Genomic DNA, 11,690 nt, shown 5'->3' with positions numbered 1-11,690 from the left:
AATGATGCAGAAGGTTTTTAAAGCAGTGGCTAAAAGCAGGGCAACGCGCCTGAAGCGCACGCACGAGGTGCGCGCGTGATGAAACATCTCGGCCGTATCGCCGCGTTAGCCGGCTTGCTGGCATCACTCTGGCTCGTCTGGCACGACAACCCCGGCGCCGTGCTCGGCGCGCTGCGCGCGGCCGGCGCGGGACTGCTGCTGGCCGCGCTCGCGCACGTGCTGCCCATGCTGGCGAATGCCTGCGACTGGCGTTCGCTAATTCGCGGCGCGAATCGTCCGGGTCTTATCAATATGCTGCACCTCGTGTGGGTGCGCGAATCGGTGAATAGCATGCTGCCGGTGGCGCGCATCGGCGGCGAGGTGGTGTCGTTCCGCATGCTCAGACGTTGGGGCGTGCGGCCGTCCACGGCGGTGGGCAGCATCGTCGTCGATATGCAGCTTACGGTGATCAGCCAGTTGCTGTTCACGATGGTCGGCATCGGCTTTCTGTTCGCCCATGCGCATTCCGACACGCTGCGGCTCGCCGGACAGCTGGCGTGGGGCGTGGTGGTGCTCACGCCGCTACTGGTGCTGTTCGCGCTGGTGCAGCACGCGAGCCCGTTCGAGCGCATCACGCGCGCGCTCAATCATCTGACGAGCGGCAAGCTCGCCGCGCTGGTCGGGCAGTCGGCGCAGATCGATCAGGCCATCAGGCTGATCTGGCGGCGGCGTGGCGCGGTGCTGCGCTATCTGTTCTTCTGGCAACCGCTGCAGTGCTTCCTCACGTCGCTGGAAATCTGGCTGGCGCTGCACTTTCTCGGTGTGCAGGTCACGCTCGTGGAAGCGGTGGTGATCGAATCGCTGATCCAGGCGATCAGCAGCGCGGCGTTCTTCGTGCCGGGCGGGCTCGGCGTGCAGGAGGGCGGCTTCATCCTGATCGGCGGCGCGCTGGGCCTCGATCCTTCCACCTGTCTTGCGCTGGCCGGCGCGCGCCGGATTCGCGATCTGGTGATGTTCGTGCCCGGCCTGGTTGCGTGGCAGTTCGCGGAGTCGTCGAACCGGGCACCGGAGCGCGGGTTCGAGCGCGCGCCTTAAGGGCGCACGTCGCAGGCGCACGTCGCGCGGCGTGGCAGCACCCGGACGAGGGCGCCACAGTTTGCGGCGCGCGGGCGCATGACCGTAAGCAAGCACACCCTTGCAAGCCGGGCGCGTCGATGCGAGACCGCTTCTGCATTCTCCTCAACTCGCCTGCGCATAAGCGGGAAACGACACCTCGACGGCGAGCCCGCGCTCGCCGATGCCTTTGCCCAGACGCAGGCTCGCGCCAAAATGCTCCGCGATGCGCGCGACGATCGAAAGACCCAGTCCGCTGCCAGTGGCCTGATTGCCCGTCGCGCGAAAAAAGCGATTCGTCAGACGGTCGAGGTCGCCCGCCTCGACTCCGGGGCCGTCGTCGCGCACGGTCACTTGCACGCGGTCTTGCGCGTGCTGCACCGCCACTTCGATACTGCCGCCGGCGTGCCCGTACTTGATCGCGTTATCGAGCAGATTGTCGAGCAGGATGCCGATCAGCACAGGCTCCGCGTCGATCTCGGCGCGCAGGTCGCCGAGCAGCGTCACGTGAATGTCTTTCTGTTGCGCGTTGCGCTCGTTGGCGAGCAGCGCGTCTTTCGCCACCGTTGCCGGTTTGAGCGGCGCGGTCGAAATTTTTTCATGCACGTCCAGACGCGCGAGCAGCAGCAACTGCTCCGCGAGCCGCGCGCTGCGATCGACGCCTTGCACCACGCGTTCCATGGCCAGCCGCTGCCGCGCCATGTCCGTTTCCGCCAGCGCGACTTGTGCCTGCACCTTGATCGCGGCCAGCGGCGTTTTCAGTTCGTGCGCGGCGTCGGCGGTAAACGCGCGTTCGCGCTCCAGCGAATGCAGCAGACGCGACAACAGCAGATTGATCGCATCGACGAGCGGGCGCACCTCGGTCGGCGCGCGGCCGATGTCGACCGGCTCCAACCGGTTGACGTCGCGCGAACGGATGGCGCGCGAGAGCAGCCTGAGCGGCGCCAGACTCCAGCCGATGCTGAACCACACCATAACCGCCAGCACCGGCAGCGCGACCAGCGTAGGCCGGGCGATGCGGCTCGCAACGCCGCTCACCAGATCGCTGCGCGTATTGGCCGGTTCGAACACGCGCACCGTATGGCCGAGCGCGGTGTCGCGCAAGGTGAACGAGTGATACATCTGGCCGCCGAGCGTGATGTCCCGCGTGCCGCTCACCGCCGGCACCGGCAGATCCCAGGCATTGAGCTCGCGCAATTGCGGGCTGCCCGCCAGCACCTCGCCGTTCGCGCCGCGGACCTGGAAGAGCGCGTCGCGCGGCAGCGCGTCGTCGTCGTCGCGGTCGTTGGCGCCGGGCTCGCCGCCTTTTTCTTCCTCGCGCACGTCGATGCGCGCGTTGGCGAGCGTGGTGAGATTGCGCTGATCGAGCAGGGCGAGAATCTGCGCGAGTTCCGCGAGACGCGCCTCTTCCCATTCGGCGACCTCGCGGGTGGCCTGACGATAACTCGACACCAGCGCCACGCCCCAGACCAGCGCGATGCTGGTGAGAACCAGAAGCACGAGACGCCGGCGGATCGACGCGCCCATCATTCTTTCTCCACGACGTAGCCGATATTGCGCACCGTCTTGATCAGCTTGGCGCCGAGTTTCTTGCGCAGATTGGACACGTGCACCTCGATCGCGTTGCTCTCGATTTCTTCCTGCCAGCCGTACAGGCTTTCTTCGAGACGCGAGCGCGACTGGGGAATCCCCTGGTTGGTCAGCAACTGCATCAGGATCGCCCATTCGCGCGAGGTGAGCGGCACGCGCGTCGTGCCCACTTCGACAGTTTGCGCGGCCGGGTTGACCGTCAAATGCTGATAGCGGATCTGCTCGACGCTGCGACCCTGCGCGCGGCGCAACAAGGCCCGGCAACGGGCGACCAGTTCGGTCAGATCGAAGGGCTTGCCCAGATAGTCGTCGGCGCCCGCTTCGAGGCCGCCGACACGGTCGACCACCGTGCCCCGCGCGGTCAGCACCAGCACCGGCACGTCCTTGCCCGAATCGCGCAGCCGTTTCAGCAGTTCCATACCCGACACGCGGGGCAGGCCGAGGTCGAGCAGCACGAGGGCGTAGGCGGTGGTGTCGAGCGCGAGACCGGCCTTGTGGCCGTCGCGCGCCCAGTCGACCGTGAAGCCGGCCTGACGTAGTCCCGCTTCGATGCCGCAGCCGATCAGATCGTCGTCTTCTACGAGGAGTACGCGCATGAGTCCGTTTTTTCCATTCGATGTTTCATTGCAAGGCAACCGCAATAGTTAAGCAAGCCTGCAACTGTAATCCGAAGTTTAACCATGTTGTCATCACTCGCTTTATACGCTTACTTGCTTAAGGTTTCCTTCAGCTTGGATCGCTACTATCGCCCCTCAACAGGTCACGAGACCCAGCCATGAAGCCAGCCACCGTCGACATGCTGCGCGCCCACCTGATGGTGGCCTCGCTCACCGCCATGGGCGCCGAAGTGCTCGCCTGCGTCGCGCTGCTGGTACTGCCGGTTTCGCAGAGCGCCTTCAGCTCCATGTCGTTCCGCCTGCTCGCCATTGCCGTGATTTTCAGCGGCGTGATCGTGACACGCCAGTTCGCGCATGCCGCCTTCGAACTCGCGTTGCAGGGGCGTTTCGCCACGGGCATGAGCCGGCCTTCGCGGCCGGTCGCAATCGCCGCGAATTGTCCGCGGCGCTGGCTTGTGATTCTTCATTTGCGCCTGACCGGCAGGGCGTTCGTGCTGGCCGAGCACTGACGGAAGCGGACGATGGCGCCGCACGCGGTGACGGCATGTCAATGGGTTCTGCTGGCCGTCTGCTTGAGCGCGTCCCTGTACGCGCTGCTGGCGGCAGTCGCGATGCCGTTTTTTAGTTCGCGCCGCGGTGCGGCGGGTCGCACCGCTCATTCTTCCTCGCACATTTCGCAACCGCAGCAGCGCTTCGCGCAGGTCGGCGTCAGCGTGCTCAAGCCGCTGTGCGGCGCGGAGCCGCGTCTGTACGACAATCTGCGGACCTTTTGCGAGCAGCGTCATGCGCATTTTCAGCTCGTGCTCGGCGTGTCCTCGCCGGACGATTCCGCGATTGCCGTGGTGCGCCGTCTGCAGGCCGCCTATCCGTCGCACGATATCGAACTCGCGATCGATGCGCGCGTGCACGGCAGCAATCTCAAGGTCAGCAATCTGATCAACATGGCCGCGCGGGCACGCCATGAGGTCATCGTGATCGCCGACAGCGACATCGCCGTCGAAGCCGATTATCTCGACAGCGTGGCCGCGCCGCTCGCGGATCCGCGCGTGGGCGTGGTCACGTGCCTCTATGTGGCGCGCGGCATCGGCGGCTTCTGGCCGCGCGTGGGCGCGCTCTTCATCAACGAATGGTTCGCGCCGTCGGTGCGGGTCGCGCACGCGGCCGGCTCGCGCCGGTTCGGCTTCGGTGCGACGCTTGCGTTGCGGCGCGCGACGCTTGAACGCATCGGCGGTTTCGAGGCGCTGAAAAACTGTCTCGCGGACGACTACTGGCTGGCTGAACACGTGCGCGCGCTTGGCCTGCAAACCGTGCTCTCGCGCGTGATGGTGGCCACCGACGTGATCGAGCCGACGTTTTCCGCCTTGTGGCAGCGCGAAACGCGCTGGCTGCGCACGATTCGCTCGGTGAATGCGCCGGGTTTCGCGTTCCTCTTCATCACCTTTCCCACGCCCTGGCTATTGGCCGGCGCGTGGCTGAGTGCCGGCCTTGCGGCCGCTTCGTCGGATGCGGTGCACGCGTGGGCCGCGTTCACGAGCGGGGCCGGGGCGGCTGCGGGTCTCGCCGCACGTCTGTTGATGCATCTGCGCTCCGCGCGTCGCGAGCGCACCTTCTGGCGCGATTTGCCGCTCGTGCCGCTGCGTGATACGTTGCTGGCGTTGCAGTGGTGCGCCGCCGTGTTCGGCTCGCATGTGATGTGGCGCGGTGCGCGCGTGCCCATCGAGGCTGCGACGTCGAAGGCCGCGCGCAACGGCGCGTTGAATGTGATGGACGTGATGGAGGCGTCGGATGGCGGCTAAGCCACGCGCATTGATCGTGACCGCCGACGATTTCGGTCTGCACGCGCGAGTGAATCTGGCAGTGGAGCGAGCGCATCGCGAGGGCGTGCTGAGCGCCGCCAGCCTGATGATCGGCGCACCGGCCGCCAGCGACGCGGTGGCGCGCGCCCGCGCGTTGCCGCGCTTGCGTGTCGGCCTGCATCTGGTGCTGGCCGACGGCGACCCGCTCGCGCCGCGCGCGGCGATTGCGGCCTTGCTCGACGAGCATGGCCGCTTCGGCGACAACATGGTGCGCGACGGCCTGCGATTCTTCTTTTTGCCGCACGTGCGCAAGCAGCTTGCGCGGGAAATTCGCGCGCAGTTCGATGCCTTCGCGCAGACCGGCCTGACGCTCGATCATGTCAACACGCACAAGCATTTTCATTTGCATCCGACGGTGCTCGGACTGATTCTGGAGATCGGCCGGGAGTATGGGATGAAGGCGATGCGCTTGCCGTTCGAAGCGAACGCGCCGCTATGGTTGCGGCCGTGGATCGCGCAAGTCAAGGCGCGTCTGGATCGCGCCGGCATTGCGCATAACGATTATGTGGTGGGGATCGCGGATAGCGGCCGGATGGATGAGGCGGCGTGGCTGGCGGCGCTCGCCGATCTGCCGAATGGGGTAGGGGAGATTTACTGCCATCCCGCGGTGGCCGGGGAGCGGGCGTTGAGCGACGGAATGAAGATGTACCGGCACGAGGATGAACTGCGCGCGTTGTTGTCGCCGAAAGTGGCGATGGCGATCCGGGCGGCGGGCGTGCGGGTTGGCGGGTTCGGGGATGTGCTGAAGGTGTAGGTTGGGTTCAACTCGCCGACTGATCTGACTGTGCGCCCGCCGCGAGCCGCGGGCGCACAGAAGCGAAATGCGGCGTAGGCCGCCGATTGCCGGCTTAAATCGCCTCCTTCTTCATCAACAACTTCAACAGCACTGGCAGCAACAGCAACACCAGCGGCAACTGCACAATCAACCCGGAAATAATCGCAATCGCCAGCGGCTGCTGCATTGCCGAACCTTGCCCAAGTGCAAAAGCCAGCGGCAGCAGCGCCAGAATCGCGGCGATCGTCGTCATCGCGATGGGACGCAGACGATTGCGCCCGGCGCTCAGCAACGCGTCCTCAAATGGCATCTCGTCGTCCCGCACGAGTCCCTGCAACTCCGACACATAAAAAATCGCCACCTCGGTCACGATGCCGATGATCATTGTCATCCCCATCATCGCGGAGATGTTCAATTCGATGCCGGTGACCCATAAGCCGATAAACACCGCACCCGCCGCAAGCAACGGCATCGCCATGACCGCCAGCGCGACGCGAAAGCGCTCGTAGAGAAACAGCAGCAAGCCGAACACGAGCGCGATCGCCGCGCCGAACACGCTCAACAGTCCTTTGAACGCAATCTGCTGCTGCTGATACAGGCCGCCCAACTCGTAATACACGCCGGTGGGCAACAGGCTCTTATCGCTGAGCGTCTTCTGCACGTCGGCGATTGTCGAGCCCAGATCGCGGCCGTCGATGCGCGCGGTCACCGCCACCATCCGTTTCAGATTGTCGCGGCTGATCTCCGGCTGGCCGGTCACCGTCACCTGATCGGCGACGCGATCGAGCGCGAACAGATGGCCGTCGGGCGCGCGGATCTGCAACTGTCCCAGTTGCGTATCCGTGAGCTTCATTGCGCCGGCCACGCGCACGCGCACGCCGACCGTTTTCGGGCCGCTCTGGAATTGCGTGGCCACATTGCCTTCCACCATATCGGACACGGCCTGCGCGATCGATTGCGGGTCCATGCCCTCGGCCGCTGCCGCTTCGGGGCGGATGTGCAGTTCGAGCGCGTCGCCGGCGGGATTGATGCCGTCGTTCACGTCCACCACGCCCTGAATCTTGCCGATCTGCGCCGCCACCTTGCGCGCGGTCGTCTCGAGTGTGTTCGGGTCGTCGGAATAGATCTTGATCTGGACCGGTTGCGGCACCGCCGTCAGGTCGCCGATCAGATCCTCCATCAACTGCGCGAGTTCGACACTCACGCCGGGCACCTGAGTCTCGACCTTCGAGCGGATTTCCTCCATGACGGTGGCGATCGGCTCGCGATTGCCGGACTTCAGCCGCACGAAGAAGTCACCCTTGTTCGGCTCGTTCAGATCGCCGCCGAGACCGGCGCCGGTACGGCGCGAATAGGTCGCGACATTCGGGTTCGCGCGAATAATGCCTTCGATCTGCTTCATCAAGCGATCAGTCTCGCTCACCGACGTGCCCGGTTCGGTGTGGTAATCGAGCACGAAACCGCCTTCGTCCATGCTCGGCATGAAGCCGCTGCCTACGCGCGTGAACGCGAACGCGGCCACCACGATCAGCGGCAGCAGGCCGAGCAGCACGAGCACTGGCCGCGCGGTGACGCGCTCCACCAGAAACGCGTAGCGCCGGTTCATCCACGAGGCGAAGCGGGTTTCCTGGTGTTCCTCGGCGTCTTTCGGTTTCAGCCAGCGGTCGCACAGAATCGGCACCGCGAGCCACGTGACGAGAAAGGAAATGAACAGCGCGCTCGCCATGGTGACGGAGAGCGCCTTGAAGAACGCACCCGTCACGCCGGATAAAAACGCCAACGGCACGAAAATGATCAGCGTCGCCGCCGAAGAGCCCGCCAGCGGCCGCGTGAATTCGAGCGCCGCCGCCATTACTCGGCCATGAAAAGCGCGTGCGCCACCTTCACGCATGCGCCGCACGATGTGCTCGATCATCACGATCGCGTCGTCGATGACGAGACCGACGGCGGCGGCCATGCCGCCGAGCGTCATAATGTTGAAGCCCATGCCGAACACGTCGAGCAACAGGATGGTCGCGGCCATCACCACCGGCACCAGCGCGACGGCGATCGCGGTGATCTTCCAGTTGCGCAGGAACGCAAACAACGTCAGCGCCGCCAGCACCACGCCGATCATGATCGCGTCGCGCACGCTGGTGGCCGAGGCAATCACCAGTTCGCTCTGGTCGTACCAGTTCGAGAGATGCACGCCGGCCGGCATCTGATGCTGGAAGTCGGCGAGCTTCGCGCGGATCGCCCTGGCCATCGCCACGCTGTTCGCGCCCGGCTGCTGGTACACGTTGATGAGCACCGCGTCCTGCCCGTCGGCGGTGACGCGCATCCATTGCGGCACCACGCCCTGGCGTACGATCGCGACGTCGCCGAGGCGGATCTGCGTCGCGCCGCTGGCCGACACCACGACGTTGCGCAACTCGTCGAGCCGCGTAATGGTGGTGTTGGCGATCACGAGATAGAGCTTGTAGTGATCCTCGATGCGGCCGTTCGCCATCAGCACGTTGCTCGCGCCGATCGCCTTCGACACATCGGAGAGCGAGAGCTTGTACGCGGCGAGTCGCGCGGGATCGATCGCGACTTCGAACTCGTCCTGCGCGCCGCCTGTCACGTCGACCCGCGCCACGCCTTCCACCGAAGACAGCAACGGCCGCATCTGGAACTGCGCGAGATCGTGCAGCGTGGAGAGCGACTGCTGCTGCGAAGTGAGGCTATACGCCAGCACCGGAAACACGGTCGGGTCCATGCGCCGCACCTGCATCGAGGTGCCTTGCGGCAGCGTCGCGAGAATCTCGCTGATGGCCGACTGTGCCTGCAAGGTGGCTTGCGCCATGTCGGTGCCCCAGTCGAAATTGATCGAGATTTCGGCCGCGCCGCGGCTTGTTTTCGATTCCACGTCGCGCACGTTCGGCACGCGCCGCAGCGCTTCTTCGACCGGCATCGTGACGAGCGTGGCCATCTGTTCGGCGGGGCGGTCGCCCGCGTCGAGCGAAACGACCGCGCGCGGAAACGCGACGTTCGGGAACAGCGAGATCGGCAGGCGGAACGCGGTCAGTGCGCCCGCGATCGCCAGCAACGCGATCACGAACAGCAGCGAGCGGCGGTGCTTCTGCATCCATTGACCGAAATTCATCGCGGCGCGCCTGCACTGGTTCGCACCGCCATGCCGTCCTTCAACTCATAGTTGCCGCTGACCACGAGGCCTTGCGCGGCGTCGAGCGGGCCATCCACGCCGTAACGGTCGCCGTTCTCGACCTGGGTGGTCACCGCCACGCGGCGCGCCTTGTTCTGCGGCGTGATCTGGAACACGTACGCGCCTTGGCCGTCTTTCAGCACAGCGGCACGCGGCACGATCCAGTGCGTGCCGCTGCGGGTCGCGATGTCCGCGCTCACGCGCGTGCCGGGAATAAAGGCCGTCTGACCGAGCGGCACGTTCGCGCCGACGTCGACGAGCTGGCTCTGCTGATCGATCGAGGCGCCGACCAGTGCCACGTGGCCGTTCGCCGAAGTCTTCGCGAGCGACGTGGACAGACCGTGCAACGCGACGAGGTCGCCGGTGTGGATCGCGGCGGCATCGGCGGGCTCGACGCCGAGCATCACGTTGGCGCGCGCGTCCTTGCCGCTGCCGCCCGCGAGTTGCAGGATCGCCGTGCCGGCTTGCACCTGATCGCCTTGAGCGGCCGAAACCTGCAGCACGACGCCGTCGTTCGGCGCGGTGATGATTTTGTTGCCGCTCGCCACGCCGGTCTGGTTCTGCGCGGCGAGCGCCTGCTGCGCGTCGTCGGCGGCCTTGCGGGCGCTGGCGAGTTGCGACTGCGTGGCGAGTCCTTTGTCGTACAGCGATTGCGTGCGCGCCAGCTCGCCTTGCGCGAGCGTCACGGCGCTTTTCGCCTGGGTTGCGGCAAGCACGGCGGCCGGGTCGGCCTGCACGAGGAAGAGCGGCGCGCCGCGCGTCACTGTTTGCCCGGACTGCACGCGCATCTGCACGATGCGCGCGGTGTACGGCAGATTGACGGTGGTGAGGTTCGACGCGGACGCCGCGACGACGCCATACGCGCGCACCGGCTGCGCGATCTCGGCGCGCTGCACGCGCACGGTTTGCACGGCGACCACGGGTTGCTCGGCGGTGTCGCCGGCGCTTGCCGCGCGGGCCGTATGAACGCCCGCGCACAGCAGCGTGGCGCAGGCGATCGAAATCGCACCGGCGGCAATGCGCGGCCGCAGCGCTGAAGTCAGGCTATTTCGCATGAGTGTCGGTGAAGGTGAGAGCGGTGGAGTAGGCGTCGGGAATCGCGCTGCCGAGCAGCGCCTGCAAGCCGACGCGTTGTTCGGCGAGCGACTCGCGCAAGGTCGCGACGTCGATCTGTTTGGTGAGCGCGGCGCTTTGCGCGTCGGTGTAGGCGCCGAGCGCGAGGCTGTGATCCCCATAGGCCGCGGCCGCGTGCCGGGCGGCGAGGTCGACCTCGGGCAACGCGGCTTCGGTTTGCTGCAATTGCCGCGTGAGGACCGCGTTGTCCGCGCGCAGATGCGCGACGTCGCCGTAAGCGCTGTTCAGCCGTGTTTGATATTCGTCGCGCAATCGCTGGCGGCTGGCCTGCTCGATTGCGACGTTGCCTTGATTGCGGTTGAAGATCGGCAGGCTGAGGTTGATCTGGAAGCCGCTTGTGTAGATGTTCGACGTATCGCGCGCCCGCACGAAGCCCACCGACAGACTCGGGAACTGGCTGAGAATCGCGGCGCGATATTTCTGTTCCTGCGCCTCGTAGCCTGCTTGCAGCGCGATCAGATCCGGGCGGCGCCGAGGCAGCCCGGCGAGCGCGGCATCGAGCGTCGTGTCGGAGAGCGGCTCGATGTTGTCGCCGCCTGTGAGTTGCAGTTGCACCTCGGGCGAGATGCCGAGCAGCGCGTTCAGATCATGGTGCGTTTGCTCGGCTGCGCGTTCGGTGTCCGTGTATTGCTTGCGGGCGTCGCCATAGGCGAGGAGCGCCGCCGTCAACGTGTCGTCGGTGAGGTTGCCGTCGCGGCGCGCTTCGGCCATGCGTTCATAGCGCGTGCGCGTGAGCTCACGCTGGCGCTGCAAGAGGGGCAGCGTGTCCTGTTGAAAACGCGTCTTGATGAACAACTGCCGCGCTTGCGCGACGATCTGCCATTCCTGCCACAGCAGACCGAGGTCGGTTTTCGCCACCGTGGCGTCGGCGGATTGTTTGTTGGCGCTGCGCAGCACGATCGCCATCACGTCCATGCTCAAGCCGTAGTTGAACGCGCGCACGGTGCCGATCTGGCCGGGATAATCGCTCGCTATGCTCAGTTGCGGGTCCGGCAGCAGGCCCGCTGAATAGGCCTGAGCGCGGGCAATGCCGAGGTCGTCGCGGGCCAGCCTCAGGTCTGGGTTGTTGGCGACCGCGAGCATCGCGACCTCGTCGATATCGAGTCCGTCGGACGGATCGAAATGATGCGCGGCCAGCTCCGGCAACGGCATGCTCGCCGGATCGATGCGGATGCGCTCGAGCGAATGGGCGGAGGTGGACGTATCCTGCGGCGCGAGCGGCTCGCGGTGATACCACGTGCAGCCGCCCATCAGCAGCGCGCACAGCGGCACCAGCGCGCGCAACCGTTCGTAGGGTCGCGGTGTGTGTCCGGCCACGGGCCCGGCCGCGGCGAACACAGACACGGCCGCCGATATAGCCGCGGACGCGGCATTGAGAACGGGCAAAATCCGGCTCCTCAACAAAAAAACGGGGCATCCGCGCGGGAAGGCCACGGAAAAAG

The 11,690-nt window shown here is 66.0% G+C and carries 9 protein-coding genes; 4 read left to right on the top strand and 5 right to left on the bottom strand.

Features of this window, described 5'->3' with window-relative positions; genetic code table 11:
• The first annotated feature begins 78 nt into the window (after positions 1-78).
• Entirely contained in the window at positions 79-1,074 is a 996-nt protein-coding gene (locus tag B0G81_RS35755) for a flippase-like domain-containing protein (RefSeq protein ID WP_134142243.1), read from the top strand.
• 144 nt (positions 1,075-1,218) lie between these two features.
• Here B0G81_RS35755 and B0G81_RS35750 read toward each other — a convergent pair whose 3' ends face one another.
• The gene (locus B0G81_RS35750; RefSeq protein ID WP_134142239.1) at positions 1,219-2,622 is read right to left on the bottom strand and encodes an ATP-binding protein; all 1,404 of its coding nucleotides are present in this window, start codon (positions 2,620-2,622) and stop codon (positions 1,219-1,221) included.
• Positions 2,619-3,278: a response regulator transcription factor gene (locus B0G81_RS35745; RefSeq protein WP_106284334.1), complete on the bottom strand. Its 660-nt coding sequence runs from the start codon at positions 3,276-3,278 to the stop codon at positions 2,619-2,621. The genes B0G81_RS35750 and B0G81_RS35745 overlap by 4 nt, the downstream gene beginning before the upstream one ends.
• A gap of 179 nt (positions 3,279-3,457) precedes the next feature.
• On the opposite strand from B0G81_RS35745, the gene B0G81_RS35740 reads away from it, so the two are divergent.
• Genes B0G81_RS35740 through hpnK form a run of 3 tightly spaced genes read left to right on the top strand, consistent with a single transcriptional unit; the run spans position 3,458 to position 5,909 of the window.
• The gene (locus B0G81_RS35740; RefSeq protein WP_134142235.1) at positions 3,458-3,808 is read left to right on the top strand and encodes a hypothetical protein; all 351 of its coding nucleotides are present in this window, start codon (positions 3,458-3,460) and stop codon (positions 3,806-3,808) included.
• Between the two features lie 12 nt (positions 3,809-3,820).
• Entirely contained in the window at positions 3,821-5,095 is a 1,275-nt protein-coding gene (hpnI, locus tag B0G81_RS35735; RefSeq protein ID WP_134142231.1) for a bacteriohopanetetrol glucosamine biosynthesis glycosyltransferase HpnI, read from the top strand.
• A complete protein-coding gene (gene hpnK, locus B0G81_RS35730; protein ID WP_134142229.1) occupies positions 5,085-5,909 on the top strand; it encodes a hopanoid biosynthesis-associated protein HpnK in 825 nt (274 codons plus the stop codon). Before hpnI ends, hpnK begins: the two co-directional genes overlap by 11 nt.
• A gap of 94 nt (positions 5,910-6,003) precedes the next feature.
• On the opposite strand, the gene B0G81_RS35725 is transcribed toward hpnK, so the two are convergent.
• The 3 genes from B0G81_RS35725 to B0G81_RS35715 are packed head-to-tail and all read right to left on the bottom strand — an operon-like array spanning position 6,004 to position 11,634.
• The gene (locus tag B0G81_RS35725; RefSeq protein ID WP_134142227.1) at positions 6,004-9,054 is read right to left on the bottom strand and encodes an efflux RND transporter permease subunit; all 3,051 of its coding nucleotides are present in this window, start codon (positions 9,052-9,054) and stop codon (positions 6,004-6,006) included.
• The gene (locus tag B0G81_RS35720) at positions 9,051-10,169 is read right to left on the bottom strand and encodes an efflux RND transporter periplasmic adaptor subunit (protein ID WP_134142224.1); all 1,119 of its coding nucleotides are present in this window, start codon (positions 10,167-10,169) and stop codon (positions 9,051-9,053) included. Before B0G81_RS35720 ends, B0G81_RS35725 begins: the two co-directional genes overlap by 4 nt.
• Positions 10,159-11,634 (bottom strand): TolC family protein, encoded by a 1,476-nt coding sequence (locus tag B0G81_RS35715; RefSeq protein ID WP_243856705.1) that lies wholly within the window; start codon positions 11,632-11,634, stop codon positions 10,159-10,161. The genes B0G81_RS35720 and B0G81_RS35715 overlap by 11 nt, the downstream gene beginning before the upstream one ends.
• Between the last annotated feature and the right edge of the window lie 56 nt (positions 11,635-11,690).

Source organism: Paraburkholderia sp. BL6665CI2N2 (assembly GCF_004366535.1).
In the GTDB taxonomy this organism is placed as follows: Bacteria; Pseudomonadota; Gammaproteobacteria; order Burkholderiales; family Burkholderiaceae; genus Paraburkholderia.
This window is presented reverse-complemented; position numbering and strand designations above follow the sequence as displayed.

Bases quoted from the DNA above. Each gene is read 5' to 3' on its own strand.
- B0G81_RS35755 (WP_134142243.1), top strand. From the start codon at position 79: ATGAAACATCTCGGCCGTATCGCCGCGTTAGCCGGCTTGCTGGCATCA.
- B0G81_RS35750 (WP_134142239.1), bottom strand. From the start codon at position 2,622: ATGATGGGCGCGTCGATCCGCCGGCGTCTCGTGCTTCTGGTTCTCACC.
- B0G81_RS35745 (WP_106284334.1), bottom strand. From the start codon at position 3,278: ATGCGCGTACTCCTCGTAGAAGACGACGATCTGATCGGCTGCGGCATC.
- B0G81_RS35740 (WP_134142235.1), top strand. From the start codon at position 3,458: ATGAAGCCAGCCACCGTCGACATGCTGCGCGCCCACCTGATGGTGGCC.
- hpnI (WP_134142231.1), top strand. From the start codon at position 3,821: ATGGCGCCGCACGCGGTGACGGCATGTCAATGGGTTCTGCTGGCCGTC.
- hpnK (WP_134142229.1), top strand. From the start codon at position 5,085: ATGGCGGCTAAGCCACGCGCATTGATCGTGACCGCCGACGATTTCGGT.
- B0G81_RS35725 (WP_134142227.1), bottom strand. From the start codon at position 9,054: ATGAATTTCGGTCAATGGATGCAGAAGCACCGCCGCTCGCTGCTGTTC.
- B0G81_RS35720 (WP_134142224.1), bottom strand. From the start codon at position 10,169: ATGCGAAATAGCCTGACTTCAGCGCTGCGGCCGCGCATTGCCGCCGGT.